Annotated in this window: 17 protein-coding genes and 1 pseudogene; 8 read left to right on the top strand and 10 right to left on the bottom strand. The window is 55.4% G+C overall.

Annotated features, from left to right (window positions below; translation table 11 throughout):
* Positions 1 to 20 precede the first annotated feature (20 nt).
* Positions 21 to 362, top strand: coding sequence for a helix-turn-helix domain-containing protein (locus tag EL098_RS03560; RefSeq protein WP_126354834.1), 342 nt, complete (start codon positions 21 to 23; stop codon positions 360 to 362).
* Positions 363 to 408: 46 nt separating this feature from the next.
* On the opposite strand, the gene EL098_RS03555 is transcribed toward EL098_RS03560, so the two are convergent.
* The 4 genes from EL098_RS03555 to syd form a co-directional block, all read right to left on the bottom strand.
* A complete protein-coding gene (locus tag EL098_RS03555; protein ID WP_126354832.1) occupies positions 409 to 858 on the bottom strand; it encodes a flavodoxin in 450 nt (149 codons plus the stop codon).
* 17 nt (positions 859 to 875) lie between these two features.
* A complete protein-coding gene (gene truC / locus EL098_RS03550; RefSeq protein WP_126354830.1) occupies positions 876 to 1655 on the bottom strand; it encodes a tRNA pseudouridine(65) synthase TruC in 780 nt (259 codons plus the stop codon).
* The gene (locus EL098_RS03545; protein ID WP_126354828.1) at positions 1655 to 1984 is read right to left on the bottom strand and encodes a YqcC family protein; all 330 of its coding nucleotides are present in this window, start codon (positions 1982 to 1984) and stop codon (positions 1655 to 1657) included. The genes truC and EL098_RS03545 overlap by 1 nt, the downstream gene beginning before the upstream one ends.
* A gap of 650 nt (positions 1985 to 2634) precedes the next feature.
* On the bottom strand, positions 2635 to 3180 hold the full coding sequence (syd, locus tag EL098_RS03540; RefSeq protein ID WP_126354826.1) for a SecY-interacting protein: 546 nt from the start codon (positions 3178 to 3180) through the stop codon (positions 2635 to 2637).
* Positions 3181 to 3244: 64 nt separating this feature from the next.
* Between syd and queF the strand changes: the two genes are divergently transcribed.
* The 4 genes from queF to EL098_RS03520 all read left to right on the top strand — a co-directional run bounded on the left by queF (position 3245) and on the right by EL098_RS03520 (position 8755).
* The gene (gene queF / locus EL098_RS03535; protein WP_126354824.1) at positions 3245 to 4087 is read left to right on the top strand and encodes an NADPH-dependent 7-cyano-7-deazaguanine reductase QueF; all 843 of its coding nucleotides are present in this window, start codon (positions 3245 to 3247) and stop codon (positions 4085 to 4087) included.
* Between the two features lie 115 nt (positions 4088 to 4202).
* A complete protein-coding gene (gene ppnN, locus EL098_RS03530; protein ID WP_126354822.1) occupies positions 4203 to 5567 on the top strand; it encodes a nucleotide 5'-monophosphate nucleosidase PpnN in 1365 nt (454 codons plus the stop codon).
* Positions 5568 to 6030: 463 nt separating this feature from the next.
* Positions 6031 to 7320 carry an HAAAP family serine/threonine permease gene (locus tag EL098_RS03525; RefSeq protein ID WP_126354820.1) on the top strand — a complete coding sequence of 430 codons (1290 nt, stop codon included), beginning with the start codon at positions 6031 to 6033 and terminating at the stop codon, positions 7318 to 7320.
* A 67-nt stretch (positions 7321 to 7387) separates the two neighbouring features.
* Complete coding sequence (locus tag EL098_RS03520; RefSeq protein WP_126354818.1) at positions 7388 to 8755, top strand: L-serine ammonia-lyase; 1368 nt, start codon at positions 7388 to 7390, stop codon at positions 8753 to 8755.
* Positions 8756 to 8787: 32 nt separating this feature from the next.
* On the opposite strand, the pseudogene EL098_RS03515 reads toward EL098_RS03520, so the two are convergent.
* Positions 8788 to 9973 (bottom strand): annotated as a pseudogene (locus EL098_RS03515) (aminotransferase-like domain-containing protein).
* A 180-nt stretch (positions 9974 to 10153) separates the two neighbouring features.
* Here EL098_RS03515 and xni point away from each other — a divergent pair.
* On the top strand, positions 10154 to 10924 hold the full coding sequence (gene xni / locus EL098_RS03510) for a flap endonuclease Xni (protein ID WP_126354816.1): 771 nt from the start codon (positions 10154 to 10156) through the stop codon (positions 10922 to 10924).
* 44 nt (positions 10925 to 10968) lie between these two features.
* On the opposite strand, the gene rlmM is transcribed toward xni, so the two are convergent.
* The 4 genes from rlmM to EL098_RS03490 all read right to left on the bottom strand — a co-directional run bounded on the left by rlmM (position 10969) and on the right by EL098_RS03490 (position 13992).
* Entirely contained in the window at positions 10969 to 12069 is a 1101-nt protein-coding gene (gene rlmM / locus EL098_RS03505; RefSeq protein WP_126354814.1) for a 23S rRNA (cytidine(2498)-2'-O)-methyltransferase RlmM, read from the bottom strand.
* Positions 12062 to 12457, bottom strand: a complete 396-nt coding sequence (locus EL098_RS03500) for a DUF423 domain-containing protein (RefSeq protein WP_008458426.1) — start codon at positions 12455 to 12457, stop codon at positions 12062 to 12064. The genes rlmM and EL098_RS03500 overlap by 8 nt, the downstream gene beginning before the upstream one ends.
* A gap of 45 nt (positions 12458 to 12502) precedes the next feature.
* Positions 12503 to 13420: a glycine cleavage system transcriptional regulator GcvA gene (gene gcvA / locus EL098_RS03495; RefSeq protein WP_008458428.1), complete on the bottom strand. Its 918-nt coding sequence runs from the start codon at positions 13418 to 13420 to the stop codon at positions 12503 to 12505.
* A 344-nt stretch (positions 13421 to 13764) separates the two neighbouring features.
* Entirely contained in the window at positions 13765 to 13992 is a 228-nt protein-coding gene (locus tag EL098_RS03490; RefSeq protein ID WP_126354812.1) for a YgdI/YgdR family lipoprotein, read from the bottom strand.
* A 196-nt stretch (positions 13993 to 14188) separates the two neighbouring features.
* Between EL098_RS03490 and csdA the strand changes: the two genes are divergently transcribed.
* Both csdA and csdE read left to right on the top strand, forming a co-directional pair.
* Complete coding sequence (gene csdA, locus EL098_RS03485) at positions 14189 to 15394, top strand: cysteine desulfurase CsdA (RefSeq protein ID WP_126354810.1); 1206 nt, start codon at positions 14189 to 14191, stop codon at positions 15392 to 15394.
* A complete protein-coding gene (csdE, locus tag EL098_RS03480; protein WP_126354808.1) occupies positions 15395 to 15826 on the top strand; it encodes a cysteine desulfurase sulfur acceptor subunit CsdE in 432 nt (143 codons plus the stop codon).
* Here csdE and tcdA read toward each other — a convergent pair whose 3' ends face one another.
* A complete protein-coding gene (tcdA, locus tag EL098_RS03475) occupies positions 15827 to 16636 on the bottom strand; it encodes a tRNA cyclic N6-threonylcarbamoyladenosine(37) synthase TcdA (RefSeq protein WP_126354806.1) in 810 nt (269 codons plus the stop codon).
* Positions 16637 to 16684: the final 48 nt, after the last annotated feature.

The raw sequence follows: 16684 nt of genomic DNA, 5'->3' as shown, positions 1-16684 counted from the left end.
AAGATGTCGAAGGAGATGATATGTCCATGCCTAAAGATTTTATGGAATCTCTGCTTGAGTGGGTCGATGGCAACATGCAGCGTCCGCTGCGTATTGATGAAGTCGCCAGGCAGTCCGGCTACTCGAAATGGTATCTGCAACGGATGTTCTCCGACTGGGCTGGGAAAAGCCTCGGCGCCTATATCCGTGAGCGCAAGCTGCAGCTGGCGGCGGAAGATCTGAAAAATACCGAGGATAAAATCCTCGATATCTCAATACGCTACGGCTTTGATTCGCAGCAATCTTTTACCCGTACCTTCGGGAAAAGGTTCAACACCTCTCCCGGCGCCTATCGCCGCGATCATGACACGACGCTGAACTAAGACGTTTGCAGTGCGGGAAAGCGAGACTTGCCCGCACTGCCTTCACTCATTTCAGTAAAGTCGCCCACTGCTCAACCCAAGGGCCGGAAACGATCTCAGGCTCCGGATGGTCATTGGCGTCGATCGTCAGCACGTCCGAGATGCGCGTTGCCCCCTGCTCCTGCAGCAGGGCATCAAACTGCTTACCGCCGCCGCAAAAACGATCGTAGTTGCTGTCGCCGAGGGCAATCAGCCCGTAATGCAGCTCAGGTTGATACCCCAACTGATCTTTAATGGCCTGGAACAGCGGGACAATGCTGTCCGGCAGATCGCCCTGTCCGGTCGTGGAGGTCACCACCAGCGCATAATGGTTGCGGTAATACTGCCACTCCGTGAGATCGGGATCTTCAAACACCTTTGCCTGATGCCCGTGTTTTTTCAGAATGGTTTCGGCTTCCTCCGCCACTAACAGCGCGTTGCCATACATCGTGCCTACAAAAATACCCACTTCGGCCATCGGTAACTCCTTAAGAATTAGAGACAAGGCTCATCCTGGCAGCTCGCCGGATCGCACTCACTATTTTCCACAGCCGGCAGCTGGCCGCGCCAGCCAAAGTTTGTCAGCATTTGCATCCAGGTCTCATCCAGACCCGCTGTCAGCGTCAGCGGCTCCCCGGTTACGGGATGATTTAACGAGAGCTGGCTGGCATGCAGCATCAGCCGCTGGCAGCCAAAATGCTCCGCCGCACCGCGGTTTTGGCGCAAATCTCCGTGTTTGGAATCGCCAATTATTGGGTGGCGAAGATGCGCAAGATGACGGCGAAGCTGATGTTTTCGGCCGGTCTTTGGCTCAAGCTCCACCAGACTGTAGCGAGCAGTAGGATAACGCCCTACGGCCACCGGCATTTCGACCGTTGCTAAGCCCCGGTAATGCGTCACCGCGGGCTGCGGTCCTTTATCCTGGTCGCTAAACTTATCGGCGATTTTATCCAGCTCTTCAACCAGCGGATAATCCAGAACGGCTTCATCCTGCAGCCAGCCACGCACGACGGCATGATAGCGTTTCTGCATCTGGTGCTGCTCAAATTGTTGAGACAGCAGGCGTCCGACCTCGCTGGATAACCCCATCAGCAGTACGCCGGATGTTGGCCGGTCGAGGCGATGCACGGTAAAGACGTGCTGACCAATCTGATCGCGAACGGTTTGCATCACCACCACTTTTTCGTGCCTGTCCAGCCAGCTGCGGTGCACTAGCCAGCCCGACGGCTTATTTACCGCAACCAGCCACTCATCCTGGTAAATAATCTCCAGCATCAGCCCTGTTCCACGTCAAACAAGGCGTCCAGCTCAAGCAGAACGGCAAGCAGCGGCTCGCGAACGCTGTGCGTAGGCTCCAGCGCCATTTCGAAATACGGCGCGATGGCAAAGGCTTCAGGCAGCGGATGCTGGCTATCCAGCAGGGCGTTCATACGAGGAATCAACACCCATTGCAGCCATTCATGTGGCTGCAGCGTATCCAGACAGAAAGGCTGGGTGCTCTCAAATGCCGCAGGATCGGGAGGCAGGCCCTGCCAGAGGGAGTGATCGCGCAGGATCTGCTCAAGGGTGAGTAAATGGCGGCGAACCAGCTTCTGGCGCTCCATGGAAACCTCATACTTCAGTGGAAAAGAGCGGTACAGAATAACACTTCTTCTCTGCCCGTGAAAAAGGCATAAAAAAAGGGAGCACTGTTTACACAGTGCTCCCGGTTCGTTTCGCAGCTAATCCGGCTACTTTTCGTGCTCCCTGCTCGTCCGTGACAACTTTGTCCTCTGGTCTCCTGACCAACAATCCATCGCCATGGCTTCCTGCTACCATCATCCTGATGGTGTCCTGCATCATCCTGACGCTAACTCCTTAAGTCTTCCTGACCCACCGTACTCCTGTTACGGCTCTCATTCTCCATCCTGGAGGTGTCCCTGACTCTTCCTGAGTTATCCTTGCTTCATCTGTGAAGCCTTCCCTGTGCGCCATCCCGGCGGGTTCCTTTCGTCATGAAGCGACATCATCCTAATATCTCCTTCACAACGCCGACCTCCTGTCGGTGGACATAGAATCCTCTATTTGCCCGCTTGTGACAAGGGATGCAGCGGCCTCGCGGGCAAAAACTTTCATTCGGAACTTTCCTAAACCAAAAATAACATATTGTTTTATATGAATATCCATAAATGAGAGTCGCTTTCATCTGCCGCTAAATGGAGCGATCTCTCACACCCCGTGTAAGAGATCTCTCACAAACCTTTGGGTAAAAAAGCTAAATAACCTGCGGCGTTAAGGCATTGAGGAAGTCAGGAAGGGAGGTGGAGAGCACGGTGCGCTGAGGGGTGCCGATTCTTTCAATCACGACCTCGCCTGTCAAGTTGCACAGGGAAACGACCTCCATTTCATCTTCGGTGGTGGCTAAAAAGAGCGTTGGCGATAATTTCAGACGCTTCTGCGTGACCAGATGACCAATCAGATTCTCCTGCACCCGCACAAAATCATCTTCACTCCACGCCTGCAGCAGAGTCAGCGCGGTGTTACCGTGTACGGCTGGCATGTCTCCGGCAAACTGCGTGGTATAAAACGCTTCGACGGCAGGCTGGAGGGAGAGATCCAGCGCTCGTTCAACGGCGCTTAAGTCGGCCTCCGGCGTAAACGGCTGAGGCTGCCAGCGCACGTCGCCGCCCGTGGTCGTCACAATACAGGGGGATGGAATACCATAGAGCGCTTCGCTGGCGGGCCAGCCTCCCGTTTCTTCCTGCCACTGGTCGCAAAAACGGCGGGTAAACTCTTTGAGGGCAAGGGCGACTTCGTTCATTAATTTCTCACTCGCGTAGGCTGGGGTACAATAAAAGCTAATTGTACCTTTATCTCGGTGAAACATGTCCTACGAAAATCACCAGGCTCTGAGTGGCCTGACGCTGGGTAAGCCAACCGCTTATCAGGATCAATACCAGCCCTCGCTGCTGCAGGCCGTGCCGCGCAGCCTCAATCGCGACCCGCTTGGCCTCCATGCCGACAGCCTGCCGTTCAGCGGCGGCGACATCTGGACGCTGTATGAACTCTCCTGGCTGAACAGCAAAGGGCTTCCTCAGGTGGCCGTGGGCCATGTGCAGCTGGACGCCAATAGCGTTAACCTGGTGGAGTCAAAAAGCTTCAAACTCTATCTGAACAGCTTTAACCAGACGCGGTTTGCCGACTGGGAAACCGTTCAGGAGACGCTGAAGCGCGATTTAAGCGCCTGCGCCGAAGGAGAGGTCAGCGTGGTGCTTTTCCGCCTGCATGAGCTGGAAGGGCAGGAAATTGCGGCCTTTAGGGGTGAATGCATCGACGAGCAGGACATCACCATCGACAGCTACGAATTTAATGCGGATTATCTGCAGCAGGCTGCGGGCGCCGAAATCGTGGAAGAGACGCTGGTTAGCCACCTGCTGAAGTCCAACTGCCTGATCACCCATCAGCCTGACTGGGGTTCCGTGCAGATCCACTATCGCGGCCCGAAAATCGACCGCGAAAAGCTGCTGCGCTATCTGGTCTCTTTCCGCCATCACAATGAGTTCCACGAGCAGTGCGTGGAGCGCATCTTTAACGACCTGCAGCGCTTCTGCCAGCCGCAAACGCTGAGCGTCTACGCGCGCTATACGCGCCGGGGCGGGCTGGACATTAACCCGTGGCGCACCAATACCGATTTCCATCCTGCTTTTGGCCGCCTGACGCGTCAATAAGTGCGAAATCGCCCGCAGAGCCAAAAGGGTATGTGGTTTACGGGTTGTTAAAGTGAACAAGCCAGGGCTATTGTAATCTGTGAGAACGGCACTTTTCGTTCCGTAAGGAGTTCACTTGATTACACATATTAGCCCGCTTGGCTCAATGGATATGTTGTCGCAGCTGGAAGTCGATATGCTTAAACGCACCGCCAGCAGCGACCTTTATCAACTGTTTCGTAACTGCTCACTGGCGGTCCTAAATTCCGGCAGTCAAACCGACAGCAGCAAAGAGCTGCTTTCCCGCTATCAGAACTTTGACATCAATGTGTTACGCCGTGAACGCGGCGTGAAACTTGAGCTGATTAATCCCCCGGAAGAGGCCTTTGTCGACGGCCGCATCATCCGCGCACTGCAGGCTAACCTGTTTGCCGTACTGCGGGATATTCTGTTTGTTAACGGCCAAATCGCCAACGCAGGCCGTTTCCAGCATTTAAATAAAGAAAACTCCATTCATATCACTAATATGGTGTTTTCAATTTTACGAAATGCCCGTGCGCTGCACGTCGGCGAAGCGCCAAACCTGGTGGTGTGCTGGGGCGGCCACTCGATTAACGAAAATGAGTACCTCTATGCCCGTCGCGTAGGGACTCAGCTTGGGCTGCGTGAGCTGAACATCTGTACCGGCTGCGGGCCGGGTGCGATGGAGGCCCCGATGAAAGGCGCCGCCGTCGGTCACGCCCAGCAGCGCTACAAAGAAGGGCGTTTTATCGGCCTGACGGAACCGTCCATCATTGCCGCCGAGCCGCCTAACCCGCTGGTCAACGAACTGATCATCATGCCGGATATTGAGAAACGGCTTGAGGCGTTTGTGCGTATCGCCCACGGTATTATTATTTTCCCCGGCGGCGTCGGTACCGCAGAAGAGCTGCTCTATCTGCTCGGTATTCTGATGAATCCGCACAACCACGATCAGGTGCTGCCGCTGATTTTGACCGGCCCGAAAGAGAGTGCCGACTATTTCCGCGTGCTGGATGAATTTATCGTTAGCACCCTGGGCGAGCAGGCTCGCCGCCACTATAAAATCATCATTGACGATGCGACCGAAGTCGCGCGGGTGATGAAAAAGGCCATGCCGCAGGTGAAAGAGAACCGCCGCGAGACCGGCGATGCCTACGGCTTCAACTGGTCAATTCGCATTTCACCTGACCTGCAAATGCCGTTTGAACCTACCCACGAAAATATGGCTAACCTGCAGCTCTATCCGGATCAGCCAGCGGAGAAACTGGCGGCATCCCTGCGCCGGGCCTTCTCCGGTATTGTCGCCGGGAACGTGAAAGAGGCGGGTATCCATGCCATCGAGAAATTCGGCCCGTACAAGCTGCACGGCGATCCGGAGATGATGAAGCGCATGGACGTTCTGCTGCAGGGCTTTGTTGCCCAGCACCGCATGAAGCTGCCCGGCAGCGCCTACATCCCCTGCTACGAAATCGTACGTTAACCTTCCAGGGCGGCCCACAGCCGCCCCTCTTTTTTCCCCTTTCCGGCGCCATTTAATCGATTGCGCTCACACTTAAAAGCATAAACATCGCGCCCTGAAGCAAATACTCGTTGAAAAATGCTGTTTTAGTCACTTTCTTTGGCAAAAACCGAGTTATTTGGTCAGCTTTAATTTATTGCATCATCGGCAAGTGTTAGGCTTCGCGCCCATAAATATCAAGTTGATGCTTATGAACAGACTGTTATGCGGGTTTGTTGCGTAACAAACGTAGATTATCGCATTTGGGATCGCGATCACTGATACATGGATGACATAACTGTATCTTTCCGCCCGCCGATAGTCACGGGCCACAACTACTAAAAAAACGCCCACGGCCAGAATTTAGTTTCAGCAGTTAACCCTTTAACGGCGTTTAATCTGCGATTTTTTCAACATTGCACGAAACATTCCTTTGGAGATGTAAATGGAAACCACCCAAACAGGCAGTATTGTCTCTGCTGAGCAAAAAGGCGCCTGGCGCAAGACCGACACCATGTGGATGCTGGGCCTGTACGGCACGGCTATCGGTGCTGGCGTCCTGTTCCTGCCCATCAACGCCGGCGTGGGCGGCCTGATCCCGCTGTTTATCATGGCGATTCTGGCTTTCCCAATGACCTTCTTTGCCCACCGCGGCCTGACCCGCTTCGTGCTGTCCGGTAAAAATCCGGGCGAAGACATCACCGAAGTGGTAGAAGAGCACTTCGGTATCGGCGCAGGTAAGCTGATTACCCTGCTCTATTTCTTCGCTATCTACCCTATTCTGCTGGTTTATAGCGTGGCCATCACCAACACCGTGGACAGCTTTATTACCCACCAGCTGGGCATGACCTCTCCTCCGCGTGCGATTCTCTCCCTGATCCTGATCGTCGGCATGATGACCATCGTGCGCTTCGGCGAGCAGATGATTGTCAAAGCGATGAGCATCCTGGTGTTCCCGTTCGTTGCCGCCCTGATGCTGCTGGCCCTGTACCTGATCCCTAACTGGAGCGGCGCGGCGTTTGATACCCTCTCCTTCAGCGCAACGCCGGCTACCGGCAGCGGCCTGTGGATGACCCTGTGGCTGGCGATTCCGGTGATGGTGTTCTCCTTCAACCACTCGCCAATCATCTCCTCTTTCGCCGTGGCCAAGCGCGAAGAGTACGGCGCAGACGCAGAGAAAAAATGTTCCAGCATCCTGGCTCGCGCGCACATCATGATGGTGCTGACCGTGATGTTCTTCGTCTTCAGCTGTGTACTGAGCCTGACGCCAGCCGACCTGGCGGCGGCAAAAGCGCAGAACATCTCTATTCTGTCCTACCTGGCTAACCACTTTAATGCCCCGGTTATTGCCTGGATGGCGCCAATCATTGCGATGATTGCCATCACCAAATCTTTCCTCGGCCACTACCTGGGCGCGCGTGAAGGCTTTAACGGCATGGTTATTAAGTCTCTGCGCAGCAAAGGCAAAACCATCGAGCTGAACAAGCTGAACCGCATCACTGCGATCTTCATGCTGGTAACCACCTGGATTGTTGCCACCCTGAACCCTAGCATCCTCGGGATGATTGAAACCCTGGGCGGCCCGGTTATCGCGATGATTCTGTTCCTGATGCCGATGTACGCGATTCAGAAAGTCCCGGCCATGCGTAAATACAGCGGCCACATCAGCAACGTCTTCGTTGTGATTATGGGTCTGATTGCTATCTCCGCTATTTTCTACTCGCTGTTCAGCTAAGCACGCTAAAGCCGCCCGTCCACACGGGTGGCTCTCTCCTCTCAAGTCACTTTCGTAGGGATGTCTTATGATTAGCGTATTCGACATTTTCAAAATCGGTATCGGCCCTTCCAGCTCACATACCGTCGGCCCGATGAAGGCTGGTAAACAATTTTCTGACGACCTGATTGAGCAAGGGATCCTGCACGATATCACCCGCGTTGTTGTCGACGTCTACGGCTCGTTATCCCTGACGGGCAAAGGCCACCATACCGACATCGCCATTATTATGGGGCTGGCGGGTAACCTGCCGGACACCGTTGATATCGATGCCATTCCGCATGTGATTCAGGATGTGAACACCCACGGTCGCCTGACGCTGGCTAACGGCCAGCACGAGGTAGAGTTCCCGGTAGACAGCTGCATGAACTTCCATGCCGACAACCTGTCTCTGCACGAGAACGGAATGCGTATTACCGCGCTGGCGGGTGACAAGGTTCTCTACTCCCAGACCTATTACTCCATCGGCGGCGGCTTTATCGTCGATGAAGCGCATTTTGGGGCACAGAGTGAAAATCCGGTCAGCGTGCCGTATCCGTACAAAAACGCGGCCGATCTGCAGAATCACTGTCGTGAAACGGGCCTGTCGCTTTCCGGCCTGATGATGCAGAACGAACGAGCCCTGCATAGCCAGGAAGAGATCGACGCCCACTTTGCAGCGGTCTGGAAAGTGATGAGCAGCGGCATTGAACGTGGGATCACCACCGAAGGCGTACTGCCGGGCAAAATGCGCGTTCCGCGCCGGGCGGCTGCGCTGCGCCGTATGCTGGTTACCACCGATAAGAACAACTCAGATCCCATGGCCGTTGTTGACTGGATCAATATGTTCGCGCTGGCGGTAAACGAAGAAAATGCCGCCGGTGGCCGCGTGGTCACCGCGCCGACGAACGGCGCCTGCGGGATTGTTCCGGCGGTTCTGGCCTATTACGACAAGTTTATTCGTCAGGTGAACGCTAACTCCTGCGCCCGCTATTTCCTGGCCGCCGGCGCTATCGGCTCGCTGTACAAAATGAACGCTTCTATTTCCGGAGCGGAAGTCGGCTGTCAGGGTGAAGTGGGCGTAGCTTGCTCAATGGCGGCCGCAGGGCTTGCCGAGCTGCTGGGCGGTAGCCCGACTCAGGTTTGCATCGCTGCAGAAATCGGCATGGAGCATAACCTGGGGCTGACCTGCGACCCGGTGGCGGGTCAGGTTCAGGTGCCGTGCATCGAGCGTAACGCCATCGCGGCGGTGAAAGCCGTCAACGCCGCACGTATGGCAATGCGCCGTACCAGCGAACCCCGCGTCTGCCTGGATAAGGTTATCGAGACGATGTATGAAACGGGCAAGGATATGAACGCCAAGTATCGCGAAACCTCTCGCGGTGGCCTGGCGCTAAAAATTGTCGCCTGTGACTAAAAAATTGAGGCTCCCAATCGGGAGCCTTTTTCTTAAAGCGCCGCTTTCAGGCGCTTCACGGCTTCAACCAGCTGCTCATCCGTTGCCGTAGCGTAGGAGAAACGCAGCGTTCGTTTGTCAGCATGATCGCTAAAGAAGAATTCACCCGGTACATAAACCACGCCCTTCTCCAGCGTTTTTTGCAGCCACGCCGTCGTATCGAAGTCATAGCGGAAAGAGGCCCAAAGGAACATTCCGCCCTGCGGCTGGTTGAAGGTAATATGCTCGCCCAGCTCTTCTTCCAGCAGGCGCGAAAGCGTCAGGCACTTCTGCTTGTAGGCTTCACGAATCAGCTCAATTTGCGGGTCCAGACGGCCCAGCTTAAGGTAAGCCGCCGCCAGCGCCTGAGTCAACGAGTTAGCATGAAGATCGGTCGCCTGCTTAATGATCGCGACCTGCTGCTTCATCCACTCAGGCAGAATGATCCAGCCCACGCGAAGGCCTGGCGCCAGAATTTTAGAGAACGTTGAGGTATAGACCACGTGATCTTCATGCCCCAGCTCTTTCGCGATCTGAATCAGGGTTTTCTCGCGGCGATCGGTAAAGCTAATCGCCCCATACGGATCGTCTTCGATAATCACGAAATCATATTCAGCGGCCAGTTTGACCAGCTTCTCACGGCGCTCTGCGCTCAGCGTTGTGCCGCTCGGATTGCCGAAGGTTGGCACCAGATAGACACCTTTAATACGCGTGGTTTTTTAGCAGCGCTTCCAGCTCGTCAACAATCATCCCGTGCTCATCCCCGCCAACAGACTCCACTTTCGCAGGGGTCAAACTGAGGATTTGCAGCGTGGCCAGGTAGGTTGGGCGCTCAACGACGAAAACATCGCCCTCGTCCGCCAGCGCACGAATCAGCAGATCCAGCGCCTGCTGCGAACCGGAGGTGATCAGCAGCCGATCGCTACGAGTGGCGATCCCGCGCGCTTTGCACAGTTCAACCAGCTGGTCGCGCAGCTCGGTATTGCCTTCGGTCAGGCCATACTGAAAAGCGTCGTTAAAGTTCTCTTCCAGGACCAGACGGGTCGCCTGCTCCAGCCCTTCTCTGTCAAAGAGCTCACTGGAGGGAATGCCGCCCGCCAGCGAAATCACGCCGGGCATTTTGCTGTGCTTAAGGAGTTCGCGAATGGCCGAGGGCTGCAGATTTTGAATGCGTTGCGCGAGATGTTTTGCGTTGCTCATAAGATGTTCTCAATTTTTATATGCGCCAGAAATATACATAGCCCCCTAACGACCGCGCAATGGCTTTCCACCCAGGATTATCAGGTTTTTGCGAGGAGGGTTCCTGAATCCTGCGATGAGAATAGCTCAACGCGACGGGAAATGTTAGGGTAAGAGCACTGGAGTGACAGGTAAATTTCTATGGCTATTCATTTACTTATCGTCGATGCATTGAACCTTATCCGCCGAATACACGCGGTACAAGGTTCCCCCTGCGTCGAAACCTGCCTGCATGCGCTGGACCAGCTCATCGGCCACAGCCAGCCGACCCACGCGGTCGCGGTGTTTGATGACGAAGAGCGGCGCGAAGGCTGGCGGCATCAGGTTCTGCCAGACTACAAAGCAGGCCGTTCGCCCATGCCGGAGGATCTCCATGCCGAGATGCCCGCGCTGAGGGAAGCATTTACCCACCGCGGCGTGCAGTGCTGGCACTCTAAAGGCAATGAAGCCGACGATCTGGCGGCCACGCTGGCGGTCAAAGTCGCCTCAGGCGGCCATTGGGCAACGATTGTCTCCACCGATAAAGGCTACTGCCAGCTTCTGGCCCCCACCCTGCAAATTCGGGATTACTTCCAGAAGCGCTGGCTGGATGCGCCGTTTATTGCCCAGGAGTATGGCGTACAGCCGGAACAGCTGGGGGATTTCTGGGGGCTTGCGGGCATCAGCAGCAGTAAAATTCCTGGTATTCCGGGCATCGGGCCGAAAAGCGCCACGCAGTTGATTAACCAGTTTTCCAATCTGGAAACGCTGTACCAGCGCCTGGATGAGGTGCCGGAAAAATGGCGTAAGAAGCTTGAACAGCACAGGGAGAGCGCGTTTGTCAGTCGCCAGGTCGCGAGGCTACAGACGGATTTACAGCTCGACGGGAACCTCCAGCAGCTGAGGCTGCCCGCTGCACGCCCTTCTGCCTGAAGAAAAGCAAGCCCCTCACCGCGAACCGGCGAGGGGCAAAGCCATCAGCGCTCGTCGCGACGGCCACCCACAGCCGCCCACCAGCGGCGGATATGAACTGTCACTTCCTCACGGTCGTGGTAAAGCTGGCGTGCTTTGATCTCGGCGTTAATGCCGTTGCTGTCGAGGATCTCACGGATCTGCGCCAGGTTTTGCGACACCTCTTCGTAACGTTTTTTCATCGGCAGCTTGAGGTTAAAAATAGTCTCACGGCACCAGCCGTTCACCAGCCATGTTGCCATCAGATGGGCCACTTTCGCCGGTTTTTCCACCATGTCGCATACCATCCACGAGATGTTGGTGCGCGTCGGGCGATACTTAAAACCATCCTCACGCAGCCAGGTGACCTGTCCTGTGTCCATCAGGCTCTGCGCCATCGGGCCGTTATCGACGGAGGAAACCCACATGTTGCGTTTCACCAGCTGATAGGTCCAGCCGCCGGGGCAGGCCCCTAAATCAACGGCGTACATGCCGTTTGCCAGGCGCTCGTCCCACTCATCGGCGGGAATAAACACGTGAAACGCCTCTTCAAGCTTCAGGGTGGAGCGGCTTGGCGCATCCGCCGGGAATCTGAGACGTGGGATGCCCATATAGAACGGCGAGTTGTTAGTGGTATAGGAATACCCCGTGTAGCAGCAGCCCGGCGCAATAAAGAAGACGTGCACGACCGGGCGTTTCGCCGTTTCGTAATTGGTCAGCACACCGGCTTCACGCAGGCTGGCACGCAGCGGCACGGTAAATTTGCGGCAGAACTTCATCAGCTCTTTGCTTTCGTTGGTATCAGCAACCTCGACCCGCAGGTCGCCGCCCTTCTCCACCACGCCCTGCAGCATGCCAACAACAGGCGTTATACGATCTTCCGGCGGCAAATCTTTTAGCAGCTCACCGGCCACGAACATCTGGCGGGCAAAAATCAGATCGCTGAACGGCAGCTCCCGCGCCAGCTTATCCGCCTCTTCCGGCTGATAGCATTCAAACACGACATAGCCGCTCTGCTCTTTGACTCGGGCAAAGCCGTAAACGCCGCGCTGGCCGGCTTTATCGGTTATCTCTGCCGCGCACTCTTTCTCAAATCCCTGGCGACAGTACAAAATGACTTTATTCATGGCTTACGCCCTTACGTTTCAGGCGCACAGCACCAATTAACATCAATATCCAGCCGGCCAGGAAGCTCACGCCGCCCACCGGGGTAACAAACGCCCATAGCCGCAGGTGCGACAGGGCCAGGCAGTAGAGACTGCCGCTAAATAAGACGGTGCCAAGCGCCATAAAGACGCTGCTCCAGTAGAACCAGATGCTGATGCGGCGCTGCATCGCGACCGCCAGGCCAAAGATAGCGAGCGTGTGAAACGCCTGATACTCGAGGCCGGTCTGGATCCACCCCATCTCCGCAACGCCCAGAGATTTACTTAACACATGTGCCCCGAAGGCACCCAGGGCAACAAAAACAAAACCGCTAATGGCGGCAAAAATCAGCATGAATCGGCTGGTCATGGTGTAACCCTAAAGTAGGGCGTGGCGGGGCCACGCGAAGATTGCTTATTGTTCGTAGCGAAAACGGAATTTTTCTTGCTCACTGGCCGCTTTAGCCAGGATCCACTGTCGAAACGCCGCTATTTTACCCAGTTCTGCCTGACTGTCATGACAAACCAGATAAAAGGCATTTTTACTCACCAGCACATCATTGAACGGGCAGACCAGGCGACCCGCCTCGATTTCCGTTTGTGCCATGACGTTATTGGCCAGCGCAATGCCCTGGCCGTGAATGGCGGCCTGCAGCACCATTGCGCTGTGGCTGAAAATAGGCCCCTGCTGGACATTAATATGGCTAACGCCAAGCTGGCGGGTATAAGTCTGCCAGTCCCGGCGCGAGGCGTCATGCAATAACGTGTGCCTGGCCAAATCTTCCGGCGTTTTAATCGGTTTATCACCGGTTAACAGCATAGGTGAGCAGACAGGGAGCAAATACTCAGCATAAAGCTTTTCAACTCTCAGTCCTGGCCAGTTTCCTCGTCCGTAGAAGATCGCCACGTCCACGTCATCGGATAATTTGTCCTCCTGGCGATCTACCGCCTGGATGCGCACGTCGATGCCCGGATAAGCTGAGTTAAAGCTTGTTAAGCGAGGAACCAGCCAGTGAATCGCAAAGCTGGGCAGTAAACTTACCGTCAGCGCGCCTTTTGCGCTTCGCGCCTGTAGCTTGCGCGTGGCTTCGGTCAACTGAGAAAAAATCTCTTTAATATCCTGATAATAGCTCTGCCCTTCTTCGGTCAGCAGCAGCGAACGGTTGCGGCGCCGGAACAGCTTCAGGCCAAGAAAATCCTCCAGCGACTTGATCTGGTGGCTTACCGCAGCCTGGGTAACAAACAGCTCCTCAGCCGCCTTAGTAAAACTCAAGTGACGAGCCGCAGCGTCAAAAACGCGCAGCGCATTCAGAGGGGGTAATCGCTTAGACATGGGGTTATTTGGCTTAAGTGTTAATAACAATTAACAAACAGGCAGCGTTTGTTTACCTATTAGTTTTTTTTATCTGAGCCATTATAAATTGTCCGTTGAGGATGCACCAGCAAATACCTATAGTGGCGGCACTTCCTGAGTCGGAACGAAAAGTTTTCTGGAATGCGTGTTCTGGAGGGCTTTTGGCTTACGGTTGTGATGTTGTGTTGTTGTGTTTGCAATTGGTCTGAGATTTCGGACCACGGTAGCAAAGCTACCCCTTTTCACTTCCTGTACATTTACCCTGTCTGTCCATAGTGATTAATGTAGCACCGCCAAATGCGGTGCTTTTTTTTGCCTGCCGTTTACTTCTTCAGCTCAACCATCTCTTTTACGTCCGAGCGGTTAATCTGCTGCTGATTGCCGTTGGCGTCCTTGTACTTGATCATCCCGGTTTCGTCATCGGTCTTCGGTTTACCTTCAGAGACGATGGCGCGCCCGTCATTGGTATGCATGATGTAGTTAGGGCTGGAGCAAGCTGCAAGTGCAAAGGTCATCATACAGGCAGAAACAATAGCGGTGGCTTTATTCATAATTCTTCTCCTTGAACATAGATTTTAATGCTACTTAAATCTCTTATGGTTGCAGTCGGAAACATAAGACCAACTATTAATAGCATAACCTGCTTTTCTCATTCTGCCAGGAGAAGCGGACGATTCTGATAGTGACTGAAACCTTGTGCCGCCATTCGTTTTGCGAGACGATCTGTGCCTTGAACTGAGGATCACCATGACAGCATTTAATCCCGCCCACTTTCGTGCGCAGTTTCCCGCCCTGGCTGATGCAGGCGTCTATCTCGACAGCGCGGCTACGGCGCTAAAGCCTCAGGCCGTCATCGACGCCACCCGGCAGTTTTACAGCCTGAGCGCCGGCAACGTTCACCGTAGCCAGTTTCCCGAAGCGCAGCGCCTGACGGCCCGCTATGAGGCGGCACGCGATCTCGTCGCCCGCCTGATCAATGCCGAAAGCGGTCATTCGGTGGTCTGGACTCGCGGCACGACCGAAGCCATCAACCTGGTTGCACAGTCTTATGCCCGCCCTCGCCTTCAGGCCGGCGATGAAATCATCGTTAGCGAAGCTGAACATCACGCCAATTTTGTGCCCTGGCTGATGGTGGCAGAGCAGACCGGGGCGAAGGTGGTGAGGCTGCCGCTGGATAATCAGGCTTTACCTGACGTTAGCCTTCTGCCGTCGTTGCTCAACGAGCGCACGCGTGTCCTCGCGCTGGGACAAATGTCTAACGTGACCGGCGGCTGTCCCGATCTCGCAAAAGCCATCAGTTTAGCCCACGCGGCAGGTGCCATCGTGATGGTCGATGGCGCGCAGGGCATCGTTCACTGCCCGCCTGATGTACAGGCGCTGGATATCGACTTTTATGCCTTCTCGGCCCATAAGCTTTATGGTCCAACCGGCATTGGCGCACTCTACGGAAAAGCAGAATTACTTGAGCAAATGTCGCCGTGGCACGGCGGCGGCAAAATGATCGCCCACGTCTCTTTCGAAGGTTTTAAAACCCAGCCTGTTCCCTGGCGCTTCGAAGCCGGCACGCCCAACGTCGCCGGCGTCATCGGCCTCAGCGCGGCGCTGGAGTGGCTTGAAGAGTTCGATCTTCAGCAGGCGGAGAGCTGGAGCCGCAGCCTGGCAACGCTTGCCGAGTCTGAACTGGCAAAGCGTCCGGGCTTTCGCAGCTTCCGCTGTCAGGACTCAAGCCTGCTGGCGTTTGATTTTGCGGGCGTCCACCATAGCGATATGGTCACATTGCTGGCTGAGTCAGGGATTGCACTTCGGGCGGGCCAGCACTGTGCCCAGCCTTTAATGGCGGCGTTGGGCGTCAGCGGTACGCTGCGCGCCTCTTTTGCGCCTTACAACACACAACAGGACGTGAACGAGCTGCTTGCCGCAGTCGACCGCGCCCTCGACATTCTGGTGGACTGAATGCTGGCTAACCATCCTTTTGGCACGATCGTTGACGAAGAAACGCTGCGCGCCACTTTTGCCTCTCAGCAGCAGTGGGAAGACAAATACCGCCAGCTGATTTTATTGGGCAAGAAGCTGCCCAATCTGCCTGAGGCGTTAAAAACCGGGAGTATTGAAATCAGCGGCTGTGAAAATCGCGTCTGGCTGGGCCACGAACGCCAGCAGGACGGCACGCTGCACTTCTACGGCGACAGCGAAGGCCGTATTGTACGAGGGTTATTAGCGGTGCTTTTGACCGCTATTGAAGGGAAAACGGCGCAGCAGCTGCAGGAGAAAGATCCGCTCAGCCTGTTTGACGATCTGGGGCTTCGTCATCAGCTCAGCGCTTCCCGCAGCAGCGGTCTTACGGCCCTGGCCGAGGCCGTTCAGAAAGCCGCGCGTGAAGAGTAATCAGCAGGCAGCTCTCGCCGATTTCGCCATCATCTTCTTCAGCACATGGGACACCGCCACAAAGCCAAAGCTGGCGGTAACCATGGTTGCCGCGCCAAAGCCCGAAGCACAGTCCATCCGTTTTGGGCCTTCAGCGGTGCTTTTCATGGTGCAAACTGACCCATCAGCCTGCGGATAAACCAGCGCTTCAGTTGAAAATACGCAGTCCACGCCCAGTTTCCCTTTGCTGTTCTTCACCACGCCAAAGTCGCTTTTCAGGCGCTCGCGCAGTTTGGCCGCCAGCGGATCCTGAATGGTTTTAGCCAGATCGCTGACCTGGATCTGCGTCGGATCTATCTGCCCACCCGCGCCGCCGGTGGTGACTAGCGGGATCTTGTAGCGGCGACAATAAGCAATCAGCGCCGCTTTTGGGCGCACGCTATCAATCGCGTCAATAACGTAGCTAAATCCCTGATTAAGCAGCTCAGCTGCGTTATCGGCGGTAATAAAGTCATCCACCACCGTGACGCGGCACTCCGGGTTGATCTCTTTGATACGTGCGGCCATGACTTCCGTTTTGGCCTGCCCGACGTTGTCCTTCAAAGCGTGGATTTGACGGTTAGTGTTGGTGACACAAACGTCGTCCATATCGATAAGGGTGATAGCCCCTATTCCGGTACGCGCCAGCGCCTCTGCCGCCCACGAGCCAACGCCGCCGATGCCAATCACGCAGACGTGAGCCTCAGCAAAAAGCTGTAGCGCCGCCTGGCCATACAGACGAGCGGTTCCGCCAAAGCGTTGCAGCCAGGCATCAGAGAGAACGACAGACATCGGGGAAATCCTCAGAAATAAAAAACGGGCTGATTATACAGCCCGCTG

This window comes from Cedecea lapagei (assembly GCF_900635955.1).
GTDB classification, from domain to species: domain Bacteria; phylum Pseudomonadota; class Gammaproteobacteria; order Enterobacterales; family Enterobacteriaceae; genus Cedecea; species Cedecea lapagei.
The sequence above is the reverse complement of the archived record's forward strand: the minus strand, read 5'-3'. Positions and strand labels throughout refer to the sequence as shown.